Origin of the sequence: Amycolatopsis eburnea (genome assembly GCF_003937945.1) — a bacterium.
Taxonomy (GTDB): domain Bacteria; phylum Actinomycetota; class Actinomycetes; order Mycobacteriales; family Pseudonocardiaceae; genus Amycolatopsis; species Amycolatopsis eburnea.
Genome location: NZ_RSEC01000039.1, coordinates 99,485 through 121,689 on the forward strand (window position 1 = coordinate 99,485; position 22,205 = coordinate 121,689).

General features: G+C 68.9%; 21 protein-coding genes. 5 read left to right on the top strand and 16 right to left on the bottom strand.

From position 1 onward, the window contains the following. Window positions 1–9: 9 nt before the first annotated feature. A complete protein-coding gene (locus EIY87_RS19405; protein ID WP_125310313.1) occupies window positions 10–1,062 on the bottom strand; it encodes a polyprenyl synthetase family protein in 1,053 nt (350 codons plus the stop codon). 254 nt (window positions 1,063–1,316) lie between these two features. Here EIY87_RS19405 and EIY87_RS48070 point away from each other — a divergent pair, with 254 nt between their 5' ends. Continuing rightward, window positions 1,317–1,961: a hypothetical protein gene (locus tag EIY87_RS48070; RefSeq protein WP_191984176.1), complete on the top strand. Its 645-nt coding sequence runs from the start codon at window positions 1,317–1,319 to the stop codon at window positions 1,959–1,961. A gap of 74 nt (window positions 1,962–2,035) precedes the next feature. Here EIY87_RS48070 and EIY87_RS47645 read toward each other — a convergent pair whose 3' ends face one another. Continuing rightward, window positions 2,036–2,173 (bottom strand): hypothetical protein, encoded by a 138-nt coding sequence (locus EIY87_RS47645; protein ID WP_158641313.1) that lies wholly within the window; start codon window positions 2,171–2,173, stop codon window positions 2,036–2,038. 7 nt (window positions 2,174–2,180) lie between these two features. After that, entirely contained in the window at window positions 2,181–3,191 is a 1,011-nt protein-coding gene (locus tag EIY87_RS19415; protein ID WP_125310149.1) for a hypothetical protein, read from the bottom strand. 306 nt (window positions 3,192–3,497) lie between these two features. Between EIY87_RS19415 and EIY87_RS19420 the strand changes: the two genes are divergently transcribed. Genes EIY87_RS19420 through EIY87_RS19435 form a run of 4 tightly spaced genes read left to right on the top strand, consistent with a single transcriptional unit; the run spans window position 3,498 to window position 6,616 of the window. Next, window positions 3,498–3,923 carry a hypothetical protein gene (locus EIY87_RS19420; RefSeq protein ID WP_125310151.1) on the top strand — a complete coding sequence of 142 codons (426 nt, stop codon included), beginning with the start codon at window positions 3,498–3,500 and terminating at the stop codon, window positions 3,921–3,923. Then, window positions 3,923–4,549, top strand: coding sequence for a DUF3558 domain-containing protein (locus EIY87_RS19425; protein ID WP_125310153.1), 627 nt, complete (start codon window positions 3,923–3,925; stop codon window positions 4,547–4,549). Before EIY87_RS19420 ends, EIY87_RS19425 begins: the two co-directional genes overlap by 1 nt. Then, window positions 4,549–5,835, top strand: coding sequence for a PPE domain-containing protein (locus EIY87_RS19430; RefSeq protein WP_125310156.1), 1,287 nt, complete (start codon window positions 4,549–4,551; stop codon window positions 5,833–5,835). The genes EIY87_RS19425 and EIY87_RS19430 overlap by 1 nt, the downstream gene beginning before the upstream one ends. A gap of 28 nt (window positions 5,836–5,863) precedes the next feature. Continuing rightward, window positions 5,864–6,616 (top strand): ESX secretion-associated protein EspG, encoded by a 753-nt coding sequence (locus tag EIY87_RS19435; RefSeq protein WP_225439942.1) that lies wholly within the window; start codon window positions 5,864–5,866, stop codon window positions 6,614–6,616. On the opposite strand, the gene EIY87_RS19440 is transcribed toward EIY87_RS19435, so the two are convergent. The 13 genes from EIY87_RS19440 to EIY87_RS19500 form a co-directional block, all read right to left on the bottom strand. Beyond that, complete coding sequence (locus EIY87_RS19440) at window positions 6,524–7,372, bottom strand: helix-turn-helix domain-containing protein (protein ID WP_225439943.1); 849 nt, start codon at window positions 7,370–7,372, stop codon at window positions 6,524–6,526. The two genes, EIY87_RS19435 and EIY87_RS19440, sit on opposite strands and share 93 nt — an antisense overlap. Before the next feature lie 66 nt (window positions 7,373–7,438). Further along, complete coding sequence (gene nuoN, locus EIY87_RS19445) at window positions 7,439–9,007, bottom strand: NADH-quinone oxidoreductase subunit NuoN (RefSeq protein WP_125310163.1); 1,569 nt, start codon at window positions 9,005–9,007, stop codon at window positions 7,439–7,441. 2 nt (window positions 9,008–9,009) lie between these two features. Next, entirely contained in the window at window positions 9,010–10,560 is a 1,551-nt protein-coding gene (locus EIY87_RS19450; RefSeq protein ID WP_125310164.1) for an NADH-quinone oxidoreductase subunit M, read from the bottom strand. Then, a complete protein-coding gene (gene nuoL / locus EIY87_RS19455) occupies window positions 10,560–12,461 on the bottom strand; it encodes an NADH-quinone oxidoreductase subunit L (protein ID WP_125310166.1) in 1,902 nt (633 codons plus the stop codon). Before nuoL ends, EIY87_RS19450 begins: the two co-directional genes overlap by 1 nt. A 10-nt stretch (window positions 12,462–12,471) precedes the next feature. Further along, window positions 12,472–12,771, bottom strand: coding sequence for an NADH-quinone oxidoreductase subunit NuoK (nuoK, locus tag EIY87_RS19460; RefSeq protein ID WP_003081840.1), 300 nt, complete (start codon window positions 12,769–12,771; stop codon window positions 12,472–12,474). Continuing rightward, window positions 12,768–13,631 (bottom strand): NADH-quinone oxidoreductase subunit J, encoded by an 864-nt coding sequence (locus EIY87_RS19465; protein ID WP_125310169.1) that lies wholly within the window; start codon window positions 13,629–13,631, stop codon window positions 12,768–12,770. Before EIY87_RS19465 ends, nuoK begins: the two co-directional genes overlap by 4 nt. Continuing rightward, on the bottom strand, window positions 13,628–14,152 hold the full coding sequence (gene nuoI, locus EIY87_RS19470; protein ID WP_125310171.1) for an NADH-quinone oxidoreductase subunit NuoI: 525 nt from the start codon (window positions 14,150–14,152) through the stop codon (window positions 13,628–13,630). The genes EIY87_RS19465 and nuoI overlap by 4 nt, the downstream gene beginning before the upstream one ends. Next, window positions 14,139–15,488, bottom strand: coding sequence for an NADH-quinone oxidoreductase subunit NuoH (gene nuoH / locus EIY87_RS19475; protein WP_125310173.1), 1,350 nt, complete (start codon window positions 15,486–15,488; stop codon window positions 14,139–14,141). Before nuoH ends, nuoI begins: the two co-directional genes overlap by 14 nt. Beyond that, a complete protein-coding gene (locus EIY87_RS19480; RefSeq protein WP_125310175.1) occupies window positions 15,485–17,956 on the bottom strand; it encodes an NADH-quinone oxidoreductase subunit G in 2,472 nt (823 codons plus the stop codon). The genes nuoH and EIY87_RS19480 overlap by 4 nt, the downstream gene beginning before the upstream one ends. After that, window positions 17,953–19,233 carry an NADH-quinone oxidoreductase subunit NuoF gene (gene nuoF / locus EIY87_RS19485; RefSeq protein WP_125310178.1) on the bottom strand — a complete coding sequence of 427 codons (1,281 nt, stop codon included), beginning with the start codon at window positions 19,231–19,233 and terminating at the stop codon, window positions 17,953–17,955. Before nuoF ends, EIY87_RS19480 begins: the two co-directional genes overlap by 4 nt. After that, on the bottom strand, window positions 19,233–20,090 hold the full coding sequence (gene nuoE / locus EIY87_RS19490) for an NADH-quinone oxidoreductase subunit NuoE (RefSeq protein WP_125310181.1): 858 nt from the start codon (window positions 20,088–20,090) through the stop codon (window positions 19,233–19,235). Before nuoE ends, nuoF begins: the two co-directional genes overlap by 1 nt. Further along, complete coding sequence (locus EIY87_RS19495) at window positions 20,087–21,457, bottom strand: NADH-quinone oxidoreductase subunit D (RefSeq protein WP_125310184.1); 1,371 nt, start codon at window positions 21,455–21,457, stop codon at window positions 20,087–20,089. Before EIY87_RS19495 ends, nuoE begins: the two co-directional genes overlap by 4 nt. Then, the gene (locus EIY87_RS19500; RefSeq protein ID WP_125310186.1) at window positions 21,454–22,203 is read right to left on the bottom strand and encodes an NADH-quinone oxidoreductase subunit C; all 750 of its coding nucleotides are present in this window, start codon (window positions 22,201–22,203) and stop codon (window positions 21,454–21,456) included. The genes EIY87_RS19495 and EIY87_RS19500 overlap by 4 nt, the downstream gene beginning before the upstream one ends. Window positions 22,204–22,205: the final 2 nt, after the last annotated feature.

Below are 22,205 nucleotides of genomic sequence, written 5' to 3' on the forward strand. Positions count from 1 at the left end.
GCCCCTAGTTCAGTGCGTGCGCGCGACCAGGTAGTCGGCGACCGACTCGCAAGCGTCCCGGGCGGGTGACGCGGGCAACGCGGTGAGCTCGGCTCGCGCGCGCTGAGCGTAGTCGGAAAGGGTGACGCGTGCGCGTTCGAGTCCGCTACTGGCCCGCAGCAGCTCCAGCGCCTCCTGGACGAGGGCGTCGTCGGCGATCGGGCCGGACAGGAGTTCGACCAGCCGGGGGTCGGTCCCCGGGTCGGCCAGCGCGTACAGCATGGGCAGCGTCCGGACGCCTTCGCGCAGGTCGGTGCCCTGCGCCTTGCCGAGCTCGGCGGACGGCGACGCGATGTCGATGATGTCGTCGGAGATCTGGAACGCGGTGCCGATGATGTCGCCGAACCGGCGCAGCGCCTCGATGTGCTCCTCGGCGGCGCCGGACATCATCCCGCCGAACCGGCCGGACGTGGCGATCAGCGAGCCGGTCTTCTGCGCGATCACGGTGAGGTAGTGCGCGACGGCGTCGTCACCCGGTCCGGGGCCGACGGTCTCGCGCATCTGGCCGGTGACCAGCTCGCCGAAGGTCTCGGCGATGATCCGCGCGGCGTCCGTGCCGAGGTCGGCGACCAGGCGCGAGGCGTGCGCGAAGAGGAAGTCGCCGGTGAGGATGGCGATGGTGTTGTCCCAGCGCGCGTTGACGCTCTCGGCGCCGCGCCGCATGTCGGCTTCGTCCATGACGTCGTCGTGGTAGAGCGTGGCCAGGTGCACCAGCTCGACCGCGGCCGCGGCGATCACGACGTGGTCGTCCTGCTTGGGGCCGAACTGCGCGGACAGCAGGGTGAACAGCGGGCGGAAGCGTTTGCCCCCCGCCTCGACCAGGTGCAACGCGGCGTCGTGGACGGCCTGGACGTCGCTGCGGACGACCTCGCGCAGCAGCTTCTCGACGTCGGCCAGGCCGCCGGCGATCGCGCGCAGGAGGGCTTCGTCGTCGATCTGCAGGCCGACCGACGCGCGCAGGTCCTCGAGGGCGCCACCCGGCGCAGCGGGGAGGGATCCCGCCCCGGGGGCTGGGGAAGGCACAGACACGTCGGCTCCGCTTCTACTCGTGCACCGGTCGGGTTGTCCCTTGAGCGTAGTGGCTACCCCGCGCGGTCGTTTACCCGCTGTCCAGCGGAAACGGTGACGAACATGACACCCGGCCGGGTCACCGGAGGGGGTGGTTCATGATCCACGAACGGGTGGTTGGCGATTTCGGGCGCAACGGACGTCTCCGGCGAGCGGATATTCAGCCTTGAGGACCGGCGGCTCGCCCGGTCGGCAAGGAGGACAGCGACATGCGCACCACCACCGCTCTCGCCGGAGCGCTGCTGGCGGCCGGGCTCGCGGCGACCGCGACACCCGCCCAGGCCAGCCCCCAACCGGGCGTGGCCAACATCGGTTCGGCCGAGTTCACGAAAGCGGGCACGACGATCAAGGTCCCGACCCAGGGCCACTGCTCGATCGACGGCCCGACCACCGCAACGGCCCAGGTCGTCACCAAAACGGGCATCACCTTCGGCGGCGGCACATCGTCCTGCACGACCACGGTGACGGACCCGGACACGGACACGACATCGACCCTGTCCACGGCAACGGGCAAGAACTTCGAGCTCTCGGCCCTGGTGAGCGTGGGCGGCCCGCGGGTCAAGCTGTCGACGTTCACGGTGAAGTGCGCGGCCACCCAGACCCAGACGAGCGCGAACTGGTCGTTCGGCGGCATGTCGGGCATCCCGAACCCGCCGAGCCCGGTGCCGGTGGGGTACGTGTCCCCGATCAAGAAGTCGAACGGAACGGTTTTGGCGAACGCGGTGTTCAACATCCAGAACCTGCCGGGCGACGGGAGCATCGGGCTGACGATGCTGCGCATCGATTTCCTGCCGGCGTCGGGAATCAGCGGTCAGGTGGTACTGGGACACACTTCCTGTTCACCGACACCTTGACGGCGGGGGTGCCACGGCCGGGGACCAGCCGAGAGGACGGCCGTGGCACCTTCGATGTCGTGCTCGCGGCTGGGTCAGCGCCGCGGTCCGAACCAGTGCTCCAGAACTGACGCGACAACAGCCTTTGCCTTCAGCACGACCTCGGCCGGCAAAACCGGCTGACCATCGGTGTCGATGCCGCGCTCCCGCTCGGCGCTGATCCGAAGCCGCACCTGCCCCCTACGCCCGAGGTCGCCGTAGGGGACGCGTAAACGGAGTACTCGTTCCCGGCCAGATTGCGGAAGACCACGGCCGGCTTCTTGCCAAGGGTGACGATCTGCCGGTCTGTCCAGAGGTTCGGATCAGAACCGAAAATGCGGGATGGTCACCCGAAGCCGTCGCACCGGCTTCGATCCGGAGACGATGCTGCGGCTCGACGAACCAGCAGGCCTCGGGCGTCGCCACGGGTTCGAACGCGCTCCCGAAGGCCGTCGCGACGGCTTCCCGGAACACCGCGCATTCGACGTTCGGATCGCGCGCCCCCGCATCGAGCAGGGCGTCCACCCCGCCGACCGGCACCTCGACGTCGACGGCGGGGTCGCAATCGTGTCCATCGGTGTTGACGACCACGTTCGCGCAAGCCCCGACCCGCCCGGAATCCTGACCGCCGGGCGGGTAAACGAGGTCTTTCGGGAGTGAGCGGGCACCCGCGGTGGCGAATTCGCTCACGATTTCACAATGAGCGTTGTCTTCCCGCGCACCATAGGCTATTTCGAACCGCACCGCGCGGACGAAGCTGACCGGGGCGAGCACGCTGCAACCGACGACGTGCCCCTGGACGCGACGCTCCGTCTGGTAGCCCTTCACGCCCGACAGATCGACGATCGCACCATCGTTTCGAAGCGAAGCGGTCTCCGGAGGCTCGTCACGAACAGTGATCAACGCGAAGTCGTCGCGCACGAGTTCACACTGGCGCCGACCGTCGAAGACCCTGGCTTGCCGCGCGACCGGCGCACTACCCGGCGCCTTCCGGCGGTCGTAGACACCGAGGTCGATCAGCGTGCACAGGTCCAGGGCCGCGAGTGCGGCATCGACCACCTTTTCGTCCCGATCCGCCGGCCGAGATCGCTTCGGATGCCACGGCACCGGGGACGGCGCGTGACGCGTCGCCTCCGAGGTCTCGCCGGCACAGCCCGAGGAAACCAACAGACATGCCACGAGGGCGGTGGCGAGCTGTCGCAGGGAACTCATTACACAGAGTGTGCACACCGATTTCCCTGTCGGCCAGCAAACGGCTTCCCTTCCGGGCGAATTCAACCGAACTGATTATCACGTAATGTCACTACGTTCCCGCTCGTCATTCCGGGAGGAACGGATCTTCTTGCAAGGGGGAACTGACCGGCGGGAACCCTGGTAATCTCCGACACGTCGAACTACGCAGGGTGCCCGGGGTGGAGCACCGTGCAGCCAAGGGGAGAGCAACAGTGACGACGACGGCTTCGGGGCGCCTCAGCCCTGTCACACCCGGTCGGTTCGAGCCGACAGGGGTGCAAGACGATGCCTGACGGCCAGCCACCGGTCTACGACCCGAACACGCGGCGGGCACCGCTGACGCCGGTCACCCCGCATGCGGGGACGTACGGGGGGACTGCGGGGGTGGGTGCGGGCGGCCCGGGCTTCAAGTACGACCGGGCGACGCTGGAGCAGCTCGCGAAGGACTGGAACGACATGGCCAACGAGTTCAAGGCCGACCGCGACGAAGCAAACGCGATCGCTCGCGCCAAAGGCCCCGGCCTTGAATACGCCAGCGGCGGCAATGCCGAAGAGGTCCGAGGTTCCGGCCAAGCCCTGCTCGCAACTCTCACCGCACGTGAGGAGTACTGCAGGTCGATGGCGAAGAAGTTCGAAGCGGCCCTGGGGCAGTACGCCAAGACCGAAGACGAGCACACTTCCGAGATCCATCGAACCGGGGGCAGCCTCTGATGCGCCGCACAATTCTTCTGATCAGCGCATCGTTGCTGGTCCTCACTGCATGCACGCAGAAGAACGACGGCTCGCCCTCTGCGTCGGCCAACACGCCCGGCCAAGCATCGCCGCCCAGTTCAACGGACCAGGTCCCTGGGCCAGGCGTCCCGAAGGTCGAGACCCCGATTGATGTCACACACTTCCAGCAGACGCCCTGTGACTCGCTCACACCCAACCAGATCAACGATCTGCTCGGTTCGAACATCACCCCCAAGCCGGAGCCGACCAGTCCGGCCGGTCCAAGTTGCATCTGGAATACGCCCAATATCTCCCAAGCAGGCGTACACGTGACCTTCACCAATGTGGACAAGCTCGGTCTCACCAGCGTCTATCGCGCCCGGGGAACAACCTACCCCTTTTTCAAACCGCTGGAACCGGTCGACGGTTACCCACTGGTTGCTTATGACGGAGAGGGCGATCAGTCCACCAAGGGGCGCTGCACGGTGGCGATGGGAACCAGCGATACACAGACTGTCGACATCAACATCGCACAGTCAGAAGCCAACATCGGGAAGAAAGATCCGTGTGCCGCCGCACGCGAAGTGGCTGGCAAGGTGCTTGAAAATTTGCGGAACGGAAAATAATGGTTACCGAAGGACCACTGACTGCCGCACAAATCTTCGAGCAGGTTACCGGCGGCGAGGGAACTCGATACCTTCTCGACGCTCAGGACGGCGCTAGCCAGCTGACTCGGCGGATGGTCGAGCGGGCCGAGCGGATCAACGCCCTCCGGGCCAAGACCATGAGCGGCTGGCAAGGCGGCGCCGGAAACGCCGCTGCGGACGCGACGGCGCCGCTCATGCAGGCCGCGATGGACGACGCCATTCACCTTCGGAACGCGCAAACCGCGGTCGAAGCCCAGATCGGTGCTTTCGGGACCGCGAAGAACTCCGTGAAGCCGGTCTCGGCTCAGCCTCCCGAAATCACCGCCAAGGACGTTCTCGACACGTTCACGGGCGATGGCAAGTCGTACCAGACCAAGGTTGCGGGGTGGCAGGCTGACAGCCAGGCCAACATCGACGTCTTCCGCGTCTACCACTCCGCCAGCACCGCCAACGGCACGCAGATGCCCGCCCAGTACGCCCAGCTGACCGACTCCGGCGCGCCGATCACGATGGATACCGGGACGCCGCCGCCCACGGGCAGGACCACCGATACCGAGTGGCGAGCGCGAGACCGGCAGCAGACTCGTCAGCAAGTTGTCCCGGACCAGACTCAGTTCCGGCCCGGCACGCAGACCGGGCAAAACCAGACCGGGCAGGACCAGACCGCGCAGAACCGAACCGGGAGCAACCAGACCGGGCACAACCAGTCTGGGCAGAACCAGGACCAGATCGGCGCCCGCCCGCCGGGCACCGTCGCTCCGGCTGCCTCGGACGGCACGCACGCGAACAGCTACGTCCCCAACCCCGCCATGCCGCCCGCGGCCGGCGGTGGGTACCAGTTCGGGCCGACCGGGCAGCCGATCAACTCGCTCGGACCGGGTGGGTCCGGTCCGTACGGGCCCGGAAGTGAGTTCGGGCCGGGAAGCGGGTTCGGTCCCGGCTCGGGCAGCGGCGGTTACCGCGGCACCGGCAGCGGCGTGGTGAGCGAGCCAGGCGGACGCGGGGTGGGAGCGGGCCCCGGCTCGGGGCGGGGCGTGCCCGGCGAGCGCGTTGCCGGTGGGCGGCCCGGTGCGGTCGGCGCCGCCGGTGGACGGGGTGCCAATGGGATGCCCATGGGCGCCGTCGGCGGGCAGGGCAAGAAAGAGGAGGACAAGGAGAAGAAGGCCGCGGCCTATCTCCGCAATCCCGATCCGGAGGGCATCTTCGGCGGCGACATCGAAAAGCCGATGCCACCCGTGATCGGCGAAAAGCGCTCGCCGCGCTAGCACCACACCAAAGGGGAGGAAACGCGTGGTGCGCAACCAAGTTGAAATTTCGCTGGACACCCTGCTGACCGCGATGCGGCAAGCAGGATGCGGTGAGCCGCACCAGGTTTTCGCCGGTGGGTTGCGGTACGTTCCGCCGTCCTTGGCGAGCCGGGTGAATCGTGCGGCGTTCGAGGAGCTGAGCGAGTACGGATTCACCCAGGGGGACGGGTTCACGTCCGAATTCGAGGAGATCCTGCAGCTGCTCGACCGCCCGGCGACCGAATACTTCGCCTATGCCCGTGACATGGACGAACAGTGCGGTGTCCTGGTCGCCGTCCAGGGGCGGTCCGCGGTCGCCGCGCGGTGCCAGGGCGACCGTGTCTGGCTCAAGACCGTTTCGCCGGACAGCAGCCCGGTCGACGCGTTGATCGCCCACCTGCCGCAGTACGCGCCGGCCCGCTTTACGCCGTTTTCGATAACCCAGGAAGAATTCCGGCGGGAAGAAGAAGTCGACGACATCTACGACAACGGTCCGACACGAAGCCGCGACGCCCGGCAGCTCGACAAGATCTTCGGTCAGCCCCACTACGGTGTCGGCCAGTTCTACGCGGCGATGCGCAGCCCGGGCGGACCACGGACGATGACCCGGGATTCGGTCAGCTACCTCGACGTCGACTCCGGGCGCATCGCCATGACGCTCACGGGCTCACCGGACAACCGGTACATCACCGTGCTGCCCGGCGAGCCGGGCTTGCTGGCCCGGAAAGTCGCCGCCCTGCGGGCGAGCCTCGACCACTGACTCGTACCGGGCGGCGAGCTGCTCGATCAGCCGCCGCGACCGCATCGGGTCGAGCGCGACCGAGTCCAGCGTGGCCACAGCACGAACGTAGGGCTCGACATGGGCAGCCTGGTCGAGAACCAGTCCGGATCCGGGCTGCTCGACGTACACCAGCGGGCCGGCGTCGGCGAAGTCGAGCAGCTCGAAGCCCGCAGGATGGCGGCCGGCGCCGAACGGTACGACGCGCACCTCGACCTGCGCGCGCTCCGTCATCGCGGCCAGCTGCCTCAGTTGGTGCGCCATCAGCCGGGGGCCGCCGGCCACGCGGTGGAGCGCTACCTCGTCGACATAGGCCAGCAGCGTCGGACCGGACTTGCGGTCGAGCACCGACTGGCGCTCCGGCCTGAGGTTCGGCACGGCCGGCAACGAGCCGGCGTATCCCGACGTCTGCAGGAGCACGGGGATCGAGGTGACCGCGGACTCGACGATCCGGACCGCTTCGGCTTCGTACCGCGCAAGAACCTCGGCCTCGCGTGACATCTCGAGCAGTTTGGCCCGCCGGGCGCCGGTCACCTGGTAGACCGCCAGCAATGCGGCGACTTCTTCGCTCGAAGCGTTGCGCAGGCCGGTTTCCATGCGGCTCAACGTTGCCTCGGACCACCCCAGTTTGCCCGCCACCTCGACCATGGCGAGCTTGCACGCCCGGCGTTCGGCCCGCAATCCCTCGGCAAAACCACGAGCCTGCGGCTTGGGTAAGGGAAAGCCGGCCGAACACAACCCGTCCAGGGCGCAGAACGAAGGCCACCACCAGAGGTTCTGGTGGTGGCCTTCGGCAGATGAAACTCAGAGCGCGAAGCCGCCCGAACCGGCCCACCCCAGCGCGAACGCCGGGACCAGGCCCAGCACCAGCGTCACCGCCGTGCCCAGGAAGATCGCCGTTCCCGTGCCGAAGCCCGGGACCGTTACCGAGGGGCCGTCGGCGGCCGGCTCGGAGAAGTACATCAGGACGATCACGCGGAGGTAGAAGAACGCCGCCACCGCGCTGAACACCAGGGCCACCACCACCAGCGGGGCCATGCCGTCGGACAGCGCCGCCGAGAACACCACGAACTTGCCCACGAAGCCCGACGTCAGCGGGATGCCGGCCAGGGCCAGCAGCAAGAACGTGAACACCGCCGCCAGCAACGGGGAGCGCTTCGCCAGGCCGGCCCACGCCGAGAGGTGCGTTGCCTCGCCCGAGGAGTCGCGGACCAGGCTGATCACGCCGAACGCCGCCAGCGTCGTGAAGCCGTACGCCAGCAGGTAGAACAGCGTGCTGGACAGGCCGTCGCGGGTCATCGCGATCGCGCCGATGAGCAGGAAGCCCGCGTGGGCGATCGACGAGTACGCGATCATGCGCTTGACGTCCGTCTGCGTGAGGCCGAGCACCGCGCCGATCACCATCGAGATGATCGCTACGCCCCACAGGACCCCGCGCCACTCCCACGACGTCGGCGAGAACGCCACCGACAGCACCCGCAGGATGCCGCCGAAGGCCGCGACCTTCGTGCACGCCGCCATGAACGCCGTGACCGGGGTCGGGGCGCCCTGGTAGACGTCCGGGGTCCACGTGTGGAACGGGCCGACCGAGCCCTTGAACAGCAGGCCGACGACCAGCAGGCCGATGCCCGCGAACAGGAGCGTGTCCGAGCGGTCCGAACCCGCTGCCGCCGCGGCGATGTCGCCCAGCTTCACCGAGTTCGCGTAGCCGTACAGCAGCGCCAGGCCGTACAGGAAGAACGCCGAGGAGAACGCGCCCAGCAGGAAGTACTTGACCGCCGCTTCCTGGGACAGCAGCCGGCGGCGGCGCGCGAGGCCGCACATCAGGTACAGCGGCAGCGACAGCACTTCCAGCGCGATGAACATCGTCAGCAGGTCGTTCGCCGCGCAGAACGCCATCATGCCGCCGAGGGCGAACAGCGTCAGCGGGAACACCTCGGTCTGCATCACCGTCGCCGTCTGGGCGCGGTCCTGGACCGTGCCCGGGCGGATGCCGGCCTGCGCGACCAGCGCGCCGCCCGGCTCGACCACGCGGTCCGAGATCAGCAGCACCGCGCCGAGGGCCAGCGCCAGGAGCGTGCCCCAGAGGAACAGCGCCGGGCGGTCGATCGAGATCGCGCGGCTGAACGTCGTGACGCCGCCCGCCGGGGCGGACCCGGTCGCGTACACGATCAGCGCGACGCCCGCGCCGACGATCGCGACCAGGCTCAGGACCACCTGCGAGCGGAACCGCGAGCCCTTCGGGAAGAACGCCTCGACCAGCACGCTCAGGCACGCCGCGCCGAAGACGATCAGCACCGGCAGCACGGCCGGGTAGTCGACCGACGGCACCTGCACCGGCTGCGGTGCCTGGGTCAGGAGGATGTCGAGCACGGTTACTTGCCTCCCTGGACCGCGGACAGCGTCTGCTGCACCGTCGGGGTGACTGTGTCGAGCACCGGCTTCGGGTAGAAGCCGAGGAAGATGATCAGCACGACCAGCGGGGCGAGGATCGCGATCTCCCGGCCACCCAGGTCGCGGATGGCCTTCTTCGCACCCAGCTCCGGCGCGATGGCCGTGCCCGGGCCCCCGCCGACACCCACGAGAGCGTCACCGCGGACCGGGCCCTGGAACACCCGCTGGTAGAGCCACAGGACGTACGCCGCGGCCAGGACCATGCCGACCGTCGCGAGGATCGTGTAGACCGGCTGGTCCACATAGGACCCGATGAGCACCAGGAACTCCGAGACGAAGGAGTTGGTGCCCGGCAGGGACAACGTGGACAGACCGGCGAGGAGGAACAGGCCCGCGAGCAGCGGCGTCACCTTCGCCATGCCGCCGTAGTCGGAAATGCGGGACGACCCGCCGCGCGCGATCACCAGGCCGATCACCACGATCAGCATGCCGGTCGCGAGGCTGTGGTTGAGCATGTACGTCGCCGAGCCGACCATCGCCTGCTCGTTGAACGCGAAGATGCCCAACGAGATGAAGCCGAAGTGCGCGATGGACACGTACGCGATGAACCGCTTCATGTCCCGCTGCCCCGCGGCCAGGATCGAGCCGTAAAGGACGCCGACCACCGAGAGCACCAGCACCAGCGGGGCCAGGGTCTTGCTCGCGTCCGGGAACATCGGCAGGCAGTAGCGCAGGAACCCGAACGTGCCGACCTTGTCCAGCACGCCGACCAGCAGGACGGCGACGCCGATCGGCGCCTCCCCCGCCGCGTCCGGCAGCCAGGTGTGGAACGGCACCAGCGGCGCCTTGATCGCGAAGGCCAGGAAGAACCCGAGGAACAGCCAGATCTGCGTGGACAGCGGCGCGTCGCGCACCACCGTGACCAGCGTGGCCCAGTCGAACGTGCCCTTGCCGAGCTTGTCCGACGCCAGCGAGTACGCCCCGATCGCCGACGCCAGCATGATCAGGCCGCCGAGGAACGAGTAGAGGAAGAACTTCACCGCCGCGTACTGCCGGTTCGCGCCGCCGTAGCCGCCGATGAGGAAGTACATCGGGATCAGCATGATCTCGAACAGCACGTAGAACAGGAAGACGTCGGTCGCGGCGAACACGCCGATCGTGAGCGCTTCCTGCAGCAGGATCAGCGAGAGGAACCCGCCCGCGCTGCGCCCGGCGGGGAGCTTGTCCACCGCGCCGAGCCCGCCGACGACGATCGGCACCAGCAGCGCGATGACCGCGATCATGATCAGCGCGATGCCGTCGGTGCCGAACGCGATGTGCACGCCGAAGCTGGGGATCCAGTCGAAGCTCGACGTCATCTGCAGCCGAGGCCCGGACGCGTTGTAGCTGAGCCAGAACGGGATCACCAGCAGGAACTCGAGGATCGAGAACCCGAGCGCGGCCAGCACCGCGGCGCGGTCGTTCCCCTTGAGGAACGCCAGCACCAGGGAACCGGCCAGCGGCACCAGGATGAGGATGAGCAACCAGGTCATCAGGAGAACCTCACCAGCAGGAGAGCCGCCAGAAGCAGGAACGTGCCGCCCAGCATCGACAGCGCGTAGGACCGGACGAACCCGGTCTGGAGCCGCCTCAGCCGGCCGGAGCCGCCGCCGAGGGAGGCGGCGAGGCCGTTGACCGCGCCGTCGACGCCGCGGTTGTCGACGAACACCAGCGCCCGCGCGAGCCAGGTGCCCGGGCGGGCGACCAGCGTCTCGTTGAGGGCGTTGCCGTACAGGTCCTTGCGCGCGGCGCGGGTGACGAAGGAGACGCGCTGCGGCTGTTCGACCGGGATGTCGCGGCGGAAGATCAGGTACGCGAGCACCACGCCGAGCACGGAGAACACGATCGCGGCGATGGAGATCACGCCCGCGCTCAACGGCGAGTGGTGCGCTTCCTCCAGCTCGCCGACCGACGGGGTCAGCCAGTGGGCGAAGCGGTCACCGAGTGCGAAGAACGCGCCGGCGCCGACCGAGCCGACCGCCAGCACCGCCATCGGGACCCACATGATCGCCGTGGACTCGTGCGGGTGGAAGTCGCGGCCGTCGGTGGACTTGATGTCCTTCCAGCGCTCCTTGCCGAAGAACGTCATCACCATCAGGCGGGTCATGTAGAACGCGGTGAGCCCGGCGCCCAGCAGCGCCGCGCCGCCCATCACCCAGCCGCGCCAGCCGCCCTGGCCGAACGCCGCTTCGATGATCGCGTCCTTGGTGAAGAAGCCCGACAGCGGCGGGATGCCGATCAGGGCCAGGTACCCGAGGCCGAAGGTGATGAAGGTGATCGGCATCTTCTTGCGCAGGCCGCCGAACTTCCGCATGTCGACCTCGTCGTTCATGCCGTGCATGACCGACCCGGCCCCGAGGAACAGCCCGGCCTTGAAGAAGCCGTGCGCGACCAGGTGCATGATGCCCAGCGCGTACGCGATCGGCCCGAGGCCGACGGCGAGCATCATGTAGCCGATCTGGCTGACCGTCGAGTACGCGAGGACCTTCTTGATGTCGTCGTACGCGCAGCCGATGATGCACCCGAGCAGCAGGGTGACCGTGCCGACCAGCGTGACGATCAGGCGGCCGTCTTCGGTGGCGTTGAAGATGTCCTTCGAGCGGGCCACCAGGTAGACGCCCGCGGTCACCATCGTCGCCGCGTGGATGAGGGCCGACACGGGGGTCGGGCCCTCCATCGCGTCCGGGAGCCACGCCTGCAGCGGGAACTGGCCGGACTTACCGCAGGCACCCAGCAGGAGCAGGATCGCCATCGCGGTGATCGCGCCCGTGGAGAACTTGCCGTCGCCGACCGCCTTGAAGACCTCGGCGTAGCCGGTCGAGCCCGCGTACTTGAACATGATGAAGATCGCCAGCGCCAGCCCGACGTCACCGACGCGGTTCATCAGGAACGCCTTCTTCGCCGCGGTCGCGGCGGACGGGCGGCCCTGGTACCAGCCGATGAGCAGGTAGGACGCGAGACCCACGCCCTCCCAGCCCAGGTAGAGCGTCACGAAGCTGTTGCCCAGCACGAGGACCAGCATCGAGGCGACGAAGAGGTTGAGGTAGGCGAAGAAGCGGTACCGGCCCTCGTCGTCGGCCATGTAGCCGATCGAGTAGTAGTGGATCAGCATGCCGACGCCGGTGATGAGCAGCACGAACGTCAGCGACAGCGCGTCGATCCGCAGCCCGAAGTCCACCTGCAGCTGGCCGACCGGGATCCACGAGTACACCTTGGTGTCCACAGTGGACGACGTGTCGGCCGTGAAGAACAGGATCAGCCCGTAGACGAAGGCGAGGGTGACGGTGGCACAGCCGAGCAGATGCCCCCAGGCCTTCGCCCGCTTGCCCGCCAGCAGCAGGATGAGGGCGCCGAGGCCAGGGAGGGCCACCAGCAGCCACGATGATGCGGTCACTCGGTGTCTCCTAGTACTTCAGCAGGTTGGTGTCGTCGACCGAGGCCGAGCGCCGGGTGCGGAAGATGGCCATGATGATCGCCAGGCCGACCACGACCTCGGCGGCCGCGACGACCATGACGAAGAACGCCATGATCTGGCCGTCGAGCCCGCCGTTGATCCGGGCGAACGTGACCAGCGACAGGTTCACCGCGTTGAGCATCAGCTCGATGCACATGAACACGACGATCGCGTTGCGCCGCACCAGCACGCCGACCGCGCCGAGCGCGAACAGCAGCGCCGACAGCAGCAGGTAGTACGTCGGGGTCATTCCTTCTCCCCCTCGGTTTTCGAAGAGTCGGTGCCGACCAGCGCGTGCGCGTCCGGGTGCTCGACGTCGTCCGCGACCAGCTTGCGTTCCTTCGCCAGCTCGATCGCCGAGGTGGACTCGATGATCGCCGAGAGCGACTCCGGGGCGACCGAGCCGTCCGGCAGCAGGGCCGGCGTGGCCACCGAGTTGGCGGTGGCGAAGACACCCGGGCCGGGCAGCGGCGAGGGCCGGTCGTGCTCGCCGCGGAAGCGGGCGACGACCAGTTCCTTCTGGGTGCGCTTCCCGCCCTTGGCGTGCCGGTCGGTGAAGGCCAGCACCATCGCGCCGATGGCGGCGGTGATGAGCAGCGCCGACGTCAGCTCGAACGGGAACAGGTAGTCGGTGAAGATCAGCTTGCCGAGGCCCTTCGGACCGCCGCCGGCCGGCGTCGCCGAGTCGAGCGGCGTGGCCGGGGTGACGTTCTCCATCGCCCGGTAGATGCCGGTGGCCAGCAGCGCCGCCATCCCGATGCCGAGCACGGTGGCGGCGAGCCGCTGGCCGCGCAGGACCTCGACGACGGAGTCGGAGCTTTCGCGGCCGACCAGCATCAGCACGAACAGGAACAGCATCATGATCGCGCCGGTGTAGACGATGATCTGCGTGAAGCCCAGGAACGGCGCCGACTGGATCATGTACAGCGCGCCCAGGCTCAGCATCGTCAGGACCAGCCACAACGCCGAGTGCACGGCGTTGCGGGAGAAGATCATGCCGAGCGCGCCGAGCAGGCAGAGCGGGCCGAGGATCCAGAACGCGATGGCCTCGCCGACGGAAACGCCCGCGGCGGCCCCGGTCGGGGCCTGGGTCAGGAGAGCGGCGATCACTTGATGCCCTCCCCGCGTGCCAGCTCGGGGCCGTTCACGTAGTAGTCCTGCTCGTTGTCGCCGAGCCGCATCGGGTGCGGCGGCTGCTCCATGCCGGGCAGCAGCGGGGCGAGCAGGTCCTCCTTCGTGTAGATCAGCCGCTGGCGGTCGTCGTCGGCCAGCTCGTAGAAGTTGATCATCGTCAGCGACCGCGTCGGGCACGCCTCGATGCAGAGGCCGCAGCCGATGCAGCGCAGGTAGTTGATCTGGTAGTCCGCGCCGTACCGCTCGCCCGGCGAGTACCGGGCCTCCTCGGTGTTGTCACCGCCCTCGACGAAGATCGCGTCCGCCGGGCACGCCCACGCGCACAGCTCGCAGCCGACGCACTTCTCGAGGCCGTCCGGGTGGCGGTTCAGCTGGTGGCGCCCGTGGTACCGCGGCGCGGCGGGCGCGCCCGCCTCCGGGTACTCCTCGGTGGCGACCTTCTTGAACATCATCCCGAAGGTGACGCCGAAGCCCTTGACGGGATCAAGAAACCCCATCTTGCGCTCCTTCCTTTGCGGTACCGACGGCTGCCGGCTTGCGGCGGGCCGCCTTCGCCTCGGCCTTGGCCAGGGCCTTCTGACGCGGGGTGGTCTGCGGGACCTTGAGGTCCAGCGGCGGGACCGGGAAACCGCCGCCGGTCACCGGGATCGTCTCGCTCTCCTCTTCGCGGCCCGCCGCGCGGACGTAGAAGAACAGGGCGACGACGATGAAGATGGCGACCGCGGCGATGATGATGGACGCGGTGTTCCAGGCGATGACCTTCGCGAAGGTCACCATGATGATCCACACCAGGTTCAGCGGGACCAGGACCTTCCAGCCCAGCCGCATGAACTGGTCGTAGCGCAGGCGGGGCAGCGTGCCGCGCAGCCAGATGAACCCGAAGAGCAGGATGAACATCTTCGCGAAGAACCACAGCACCGGCCACCAGCCGGTGTTGAGCACGTTGTTCCCGATCAGCGACAGCGGCCACGGGGCCATCCAGCCACCAAGGAACAGCGTGGTCGCGAACGCCGAGACGATCACCATGTTGACGTACTCGGCGAGGAAGAACATCGCGAACTTCATCGAGCTGTACTCGGTGTGGAAGCCGCCGACCAGCTCCGACTCGGCCTCGGGGAGGTCGAACGGGGCGCGGTTGGTCTCGCCGACCATCGAGATCAGGTAGATCACGAAGCTCGGGACCAGGTAGAGGAACCAGGCCGGCTGCTGCTTCGAGACGATGTCGGCCAGGTCGAGCGAGCCGGCCTGCAGGATCACCGCGACGATCGAGAGCCCCATCGCGATCTCGTAGGAGATCACCTGCGCCGCGCTGCGCATGCCGCCGAGCAGCGGGTACGGCGAGCCGGACGCCCAGCCGGCGAGCACGATGCCGTAGACGCCGATCGAGGAGCAGGCCAGGATCACCAGCGCGCTGACCGGCAGGTCGAGCAGCTGCAGCACGGTCCGCTCGCCGAAGATCGACACCACCGGGCCGAACGGGATCGCCGACAGCGCGATCAGCGACGGCACCACGCACATGACCGGCGCGAGGAAGTACACCTTGCGGTCGGCGGTGTCCGGGATGATCTGTTCCTTGAACGGCAGCTTGATCGCGTCCGCGAGGGACTGCAGGTAGCCGCCCGGGCCGACCCGGTTGGGGCCGGGCCGGTTCTGCATCCGGCCGACCGCCTTGCGCTCCCAGACGATCAGGAAGATCGTCATGATCGGGCCGATCAGCAGGATGACCACGCACTTGAGCAGGATCAGCCACAACGGGTCGTCGGCCAGCAGCGCCGCCCGCGTCGCCGCGTCGGGAACGCTCCCGACGGCGGCTTCGGTCAGCAGCGGGGTCATTGCCCACCTCCAGCGAGGTTCACCACGGCGCCATGACCGGCGCCGAGCGTCTTGAACACGGCGGAGCCGTCGGAGTTGCCCGGCAGCCACACGACGCCGTCGGGCAGGTCCGCGATCTCCACCGGCAGCGTGATCGCGCCGCGTTCGGTGCTCACCTTGACGGTGCCGCCCAGCCCTTCCGCGGTCTTCGCGGACAGCCGCGCGACCGGCGTGCGCTGGGTGCCCTTGAGGTGCGGCTCGCCGTCCTGCAGGGACCCGTTGTCGATCAGCTGGCGCCAGGTCGACAGGATCGCCTGCCCGGCGGCCGGGGTCACCGGGGCCGGCGCCTCGACGGCGACGTGGGCCCAGTTCAGCGCCGAGGCCTTGCCGAGCTTCTCGAAGTCACCGCGGGCGGCGGCCGGGGTCTGCGTGAACAGGTCGGCGTCCATCTCGACGGCGAGGGTGTCGAGCACCCGGCAGTCCGGCAGGGCGCCGGTGCCTTCGAGGGTGACGTCGAACGGGCGGGTGCGGCCCTCCCAGTTGAGGTAGCTGCCCGCCTTCTCGTCCGACGCCGCCACCGGGAGCACGACGTCCGCGCGCTCGGTCACCGCGCTGTGGCGGAGTTCGAGGCTGACGACGAAGCCCGCGTTGTCGAGCGCCCGCAGTGCGAGGTCCGGGTCCGGCAGGTCGTACGGGTCGACGCCGCCGACGACCAGGCCGCCCAGCTCCTGGCTGGACGCGGCCTCGAGGATGCCGGTGGTGTCGCGGCCCGGCGTGGCCGGAACCGGGACGCCCCAAGCGTTTTCGACGGCGACGCGGGCGGCGTCGTCGGTGACGCGGCGGCCGCCCGGCAGCAGCGTCGGGACGCAGCCGGCCTGCAGCGCGCCGCGGTCGCCTGCCCGGCGCGGGATCCACGCGAGCCGGACACCGGTGCGCTCCACCAGGTCCTGCAGCGCGGAGAAGAGGCCGGGCACCTGCGCGGCGCGCTCGCCGACCAGGACGACCGAACCCTCGCCGCGCAGGGCCTCGTCGAGGTCCGGCGCGTGCTTGGCGATGCCGTCGATGGCGGCGGCTTCCTGGCCGGGGACGCAGGCGAGCAGCTCGCCGAAGGTCTTGCGCACCGACGAGGTCGTCCACTGTCCCAAGTGGACGACGCGGGTGCGGTTCTTGCGGGCCGCCTTGCGCAGCCGCAGGAACACGATCGGCGCCTCGTCCTCGGGCTCGAAGGCGACGCACAGGACCGTGCGGGCCCGCTCGATCTCGCCGAAGGTGACGCCGGACTCCGCCGTCACGCCCACGACCCGGGAGGTGAGGAACGCCAGCTCCTCGGCCGAGTGCGGGCGGGCGCGGAAGTCGACGTCGTTGGTGTGCAGGGCGACCCGGGCGAACTTCGAGTACGCGTAGGCGTCCTCGACGGTCAGCCGGCCACCGGGCAGGACGCCGACGCCACCGTTCGAGCGGGCCGCGGTGAGGCCTTCCGCGGCGACGCGCAGGGCGTCGGTCCAGGAGGCCTCCTCCAGCTCACCGGTCGTCTTGTTCCGGACGAGCGGACGCCGGATGCGGTCGTCGGCCGAGGTGTAGCGGAAGGCGAAGCGGCCCTTGTCGCAGAGCCACTCCTCGTTGACCTCGGGGTCGTCGCCGGCCAGCTTGCGCTGGACCTTGCCGCGCCGGAAGTCGGTCCGCTCGGCGCAGCCGGACGAGCAGTGCTCGCAGACGCTCGGCGAGGACACCAGGTCGAACGGCCGCGACCGGAAGCGGTAGGCCGCGCTGGTCAGGGCCCCGACCGGGCAGATCTGGATGACGTTGCCGGAGAAGTAGCTCTGGAACGGCTGGCCGGACGTCGTCCGCGACGCCAGGTCGAGCACGTCCGCCGTCTCGGCGGTGCCGATCTGCTGGTGCGCGCCGCGTTCGAGCAGCTCGATGAACGGGTCGCCGGCGATCTCGCGGGAGAACCGGGTGCAGCGCTGGCAGAGCACGCAGCGCTCGCGGTCCAGCAGCACCTGCGTGGAGATCGGCAGCGGCTTCGGGAACGTCCGCTTCGTGTCGACGAACCGCGACTCGGGACGCCCGTGCGCCATCGCCTGGTTCTGCAGCGGGCACTCACCGCCCTTGTCGCAGATCGGGCAGTCCAGCGGGTGGTTGATGAGCAGCAGCTCCATCACGCCCTGCTGGGCCTTGTCCGCAACCGGCGACGTCAGCTGCGTCTTGACGACCATGCCGTCGGCGACGGTCATCGTGCAGGACGCCTGCGGCTTCGGCATCGGACGGCCGCCCATCTCGACCTCGACCAGGCACTGGCGGCAGGCGCCTGCCGGGTCGAGGAGCGGGTGGTCGCAGAACCGCGGGATGACGGTGCCGAGGCGCTCGGCCGTGCGGATGAGCAGCTCGCCCTTGGGGGCGATGACCTCTTCGCCGTCGATGACCAGCTTGACGTGGCCTTCGGGGACCGGCGTCTCGGTGGTCTCGGGCTTGTCGGGCGCGATCGTCATGCCTGCGCTCCCACCAGTTCACGCTTGTTCGCTTCACACAGGGCGAGGAACTCGTCCCTGAAGTACTTGATGCCGCTCTGGATCGGCGAGACCGCGCCGTCGCCGAGGGCGCAGAACGACCGGCCGAGGATGTTGTCGCAGACGTCGAGGAGGGTGTCGATGTCCTCCTCGGTGCCGTGGCCCTCGACCATCCGCTCGAGGATCTGCGCCAGCCAGTACGTGCCTTCGCGGCACGGCGTGCACTTGCCGCAGGACTCGTGCTCGTAGAACTGGGTCCACTTCATCACGGCCCACGGCACCGACACGGTCTCGTTGAAGACCTGGACGGCGGTGGTGCCCAGCATCGACCCGGCTTCCGCCGCGCCTTCGAAGTCCAGCGGAACGTCGAGGTGCTCGGCGGTGAACATCGGGGTGGACGAGCCGCCCGGGGTCCAGAACTTGAGCGGGATGCCGTCCTTCATGCCGCCCGCCATGTCCAGCAGCTCGCGCAGGGTCGTCCCCAGCGGGCACTCGTACTGGCCGGGCTTCTCGACGTGGCCGGAGATCGAGTAGATCTTCGGGCCGGGCGACTTCTCGCGGCCCATCTCGCGGAACCAGCTGGACCCGCCGTTGACGATGAACGGCGCGCTCGCGATGGTCTCGACGTTGTTGACCGTGGTCGGCGCGGCGTACAGACCGGCGGCCGCGGGGAACGGCGGCTTGAGCCGCGGCTGGCCACGACGGCCTTCCAGCGAGTCCAGCAGCGCCGTCTCCTCGCCGCAGATGTACGCGCCCGCGCCCGCGTGCACGGTGATCTTGAGGTCGAAGCCCGAGCCGAGGATGTTCTCGCCCAGGTAGCCCGCCGCTTCGGCTTCGCGCACGGCCGCGTTGAGGCGGCGGATGCAGTGCAGCGCCTCGCCGCGGACGTAGATGAAGCAGTGGTTGGACCGCATCGCGTACGAGGCGATGATGCAGCCCTCGATGAGCGAGTGCGGGTCCGCCATCATCAGCGGGATGTCCTTGCAGGTCCCGGGTTCGCCCTCGTCGGCGTTGATCACCAGGTAGTGCGGCTTGTCGAAGTTCGGCGGCATGAACGACCACTTGATGCCGGCCGGGAAGCCCGCGCCGCCGCGGCCGCGCAGGCCGGAGTCCTTGACCACCTGGACGAGCTGCTCCGGTGTCCCGGCGAGCGCCTTGCGGACGGCGGTGTAGCCCTCGAGTGCTTCGTACGTCCCGATCTGCCAGGAGTTCGGCGACAGCCAGCGCTTCGTGAGGACCGGGGTAATGGGATCGGCCATTACTTCTTCTCCACTTCAGGAAGCGGGACATCCTGGGCGACCGGGGCGACCCAGCCGCGCTCCTGCGCGAGCTTCGCGCCCCGCAGCGTCTCGACGGCCTGCGACGGCCCGTCGACGTCCCGGCGGTAGGCCGCCTCGTCCTCCGGGAAGAACCCGGCGAGCTGCAGTTCGGCGCCCTTGAACGTGGACAGCGGCGCGCCGCGCGTCGGCGCCGGCTTCTTGCCCGCCCGCAGCGCATCGACCAGCGCGACGGCCTTGTCCTCGGTCTGGTTGTCGAAGTACTCGTAGTTGACCTGGATGACCGGCGCGAGGTCGCAGGCCGCGAGGCACTCGGCGTGCTCGAGGGTGATCGAGCCCGGCTCGTTCGGCGTGCCCGCGGTTTCGTTGTGCCCCAGCGGTTCCTCCTCGGACCCGAGGTGGGTCTGGAGCCGCTTGTAGATCGCGTCGCCGCCCATGGCCGCGCACAGCGTGTTGGTGCAGACGCTCACGAGGTGCTCGCCGCACGGCTTGCGCTTGTACATCGTGTAGAACGTCGCGACCGCGCTGACCTCGGCGTCGGACAGGTCGAGCTGCTTCGCGCAGAACGCGATGCCCTCCTGGCTGACGTAGCCCTGCACGGACTGCACGAGGTGCAGCATCGGCAGCAGCGCCGAGCGGGACATCGGGTAGCGGGAGATGATCTCCTGCGCCTGTGCCGTGGTGCCGGCGTCGAAGATGTCCTCGAGCGGCGTGTCTTCGATGATCCCGGCGGCCACCTCGGGGTCCGGCGCGATGGCGACCACGTCGACGTCCGGCCCGGCCGCCGCGTGCGTCGTCACGGCGTCCTTCGGGCCGGGTTCGGGAACTGCTGTGCTCATCGGTCCACTCCCCCCATGACGGGGTCGATCGAGGCGATCGCGGCGATCACGTCCGCGACCAGGCCGCCTTCGGCCATTGCGGGCATCGACTGCAGGTTCACGAAGCTCGGTTCGCGCACGTGGACCCGCAGCGGCCGGGTGCCGCCGTCGGAGACCAGGTGCGCGCCCAGCTCGCCGCGGGGCGACTCGACCGCCGCGTAGACCTGCCCGGCCGGCACCTTGAAGCCCTCGGTGACCAGCTTGAAGTGGTGGATCAGGGACTCCATCGACTGGCCCATGATCTTCTTGACGTGCTCGAGCGAGTTGCCCATGCCGTCGCTGCCGATCGACAGCTGCGCGGGCCACGCGATCTTCTTGTCCTCGACCATGACCGGGCCCGGCTCGAGCTTCTCGAGGCACTGCTCGATGATCTTGAGGCTCTCGTGCATCTCGTGGACGCGGATCAGGTAGCGCGACCAGCAGTCGGCACCGTTGTCCACCGGCACGTCGAAGTCGAACTCGTCGTAGCAGGAGTACGGCTCGGTCTTGCGCAGGTCCCACGGCAGGCCCGCGGACCGCAGCACCGGGCCGGTGACACCCAGCGCGAGGCACGCGTCGACCGGCAGGTACCCGACGCCCTTGAGCCGGTTGCGCCAGATCGGCTGGCCGGTGAAGAGCTTGTCGTACAGCGGAAGGCGCTTCTTCATCGTCTTGATGAACTCGCTGACCTTCTCGTGGTAGTCGGCCGGCATGTCCTGCGCGAGGCCGCCGGGGCGGATGAACGCGTGGTTCATCCGCAGGCCGGTCAGGTGCTCCAGCAGGTGCAGCACCTCTTCGCGCTCGCGGAAGCCGAGCGTCATCGCGGTGGTGGCGCCCAGCTCCATACCGCCGGTGGCGATGTAGACCAGGTGCGAGCCAATGCGGTTGATCTCCAGCAGCATCACGCGCAGCAGCTGCGCGCGGCGCGGGGCCTCGATCTGCAGCAGCTTCTCGACGCCGAGGCAGTACGCCATTTCCGTCGAGAGCGGGGCCAGGTAGTCCATGCGCGTCACGAAGGTGACGCCCTGGGTCCAGGTCCGGTACTCGCAGTTCTTCTCGATGCCGGTGTGCAGGTAGCCGATGACCGACCGCAGCTGCGTGACGGTCTCGCCCTCCATCTCCAGCACGAGCCGGAGCACGCCGTGCGTCGACGGGTGCTGCGGGCCCATGTTGATGACCATGCGCTCGTCGTGCTGGGCGTCGGCGACGACGTCGTCCCAGTCGCCGCCGGAGACCGTGTAGACGCGGCCTTCGGTGGTGTCGCGGGAATCGGCGTATTCGACGCTGTCCGAGCCTTCGGGGGAAGTGTCGGTGCCGGTCGTGACGTCGGACAGGTTCTCGGTGCTCACGAGTACGACCTCCGCTGGTCCGGCGGCGGGATCTCCGCGCCCTTGTATTCGACCGGGATCCCGCCGAGCGGGTAGTCCTTGCGCTGGGGGTGGCCGTCCCAGTCGTCCGGCATGAGGATGCGGGTCAGTGCCGGGTGGCCGTCGAAGACGATGCCGAACATGTCCCAGGTCTCGCGCTCCTGCCAGTCCGCCGTCGGGTAGACCCCGACCAGCGACGGCACGTGCGGGTCCTCGACGTCGAGGGTGACCTCGAGGCGGATCCGGCGGCGGTAGGTCAGCGACGTGAAGTGGTAGACCGCGTGCAGCCGCTGCGGGACGTCGACGCCGTAGTCCACGCCGGACACCGAGGACAGCAGTTCGAAGCGGAGGCCGCCGTCGTCGCGCAGCGTCTTGGCGATCTCGACCAGCTTCTCGCGGTCGACGTAGAAGGTGATCTCGCCGCGGTCGACCGTCGTCTGCAGGATCGACTCGGCGGGGATCTTGCGCTCGGCCAGCGCCGCGTAGAACTCGTCGGCGAACTGGTCGAACCAGCCGCCGTACGGGCGCTCGGCCGGCGCCGGGCTGTAGGCCGGGAGCCGGACGCCGCCGTAGCCGGAGGTGTCGCCGGTGCCGTGGACGCCGAACATGCCCTGGCGTTCGCGGCCGGTGACGACGGGTTCGGCGGGGCGGGCGCCCTGGGGCTCGAGGCCGCCTTCGGGACGGTCGGCGCTGGACTGCTCGCCGCCGGTCTCAGGAGTTTCAGTCATCG

Excerpts from the sequence above, each read along its gene's own strand:
- EIY87_RS48070 (WP_191984176.1), top strand. The coding sequence starts at position 1,317 with ATGCGCACCACCACCGCTCTCGCCGGAGCGCTGCTGGCGGCCGGGCTC.
- EIY87_RS19415 (WP_125310149.1), bottom strand. The coding sequence starts at position 3,191 with ATGAGTTCCCTGCGACAGCTCGCCACCGCCCTCGTGGCATGTCTGTTG.
- EIY87_RS19420 (WP_125310151.1), top strand. The coding sequence starts at position 3,498 with ATGCCTGACGGCCAGCCACCGGTCTACGACCCGAACACGCGGCGGGCA.
- EIY87_RS19425 (WP_125310153.1), top strand. The coding sequence starts at position 3,923 with ATGCGCCGCACAATTCTTCTGATCAGCGCATCGTTGCTGGTCCTCACT.
- EIY87_RS19430 (WP_125310156.1), top strand. The coding sequence starts at position 4,549 with ATGGTTACCGAAGGACCACTGACTGCCGCACAAATCTTCGAGCAGGTT.
- EIY87_RS19450 (WP_125310164.1), bottom strand. The coding sequence starts at position 10,560 with ATGACCTGGTTGCTCATCCTCATCCTGGTGCCGCTGGCCGGTTCCCTG.
- nuoK (WP_003081840.1), bottom strand. The coding sequence starts at position 12,771 with ATGACCCCGACGTACTACCTGCTGCTGTCGGCGCTGCTGTTCGCGCTC.
- nuoI (WP_125310171.1), bottom strand. The coding sequence starts at position 14,152 with ATGGGGTTTCTTGATCCCGTCAAGGGCTTCGGCGTCACCTTCGGGATG.
- nuoH (WP_125310173.1), bottom strand. The coding sequence starts at position 15,488 with ATGACCCCGCTGCTGACCGAAGCCGCCGTCGGGAGCGTTCCCGACGCG.
- EIY87_RS19480 (WP_125310175.1), bottom strand. The coding sequence starts at position 17,956 with ATGACGATCGCGCCCGACAAGCCCGAGACCACCGAGACGCCGGTCCCC.
- nuoF (WP_125310178.1), bottom strand. The coding sequence starts at position 19,233 with ATGGCCGATCCCATTACCCCGGTCCTCACGAAGCGCTGGCTGTCGCCG.
- nuoE (WP_125310181.1), bottom strand. The coding sequence starts at position 20,090 with ATGAGCACAGCAGTTCCCGAACCCGGCCCGAAGGACGCCGTGACGACG.
- EIY87_RS19500 (WP_125310186.1), bottom strand. The coding sequence starts at position 22,203 with ATGACTGAAACTCCTGAGACCGGCGGCGAGCAGTCCAGCGCCGACCGT.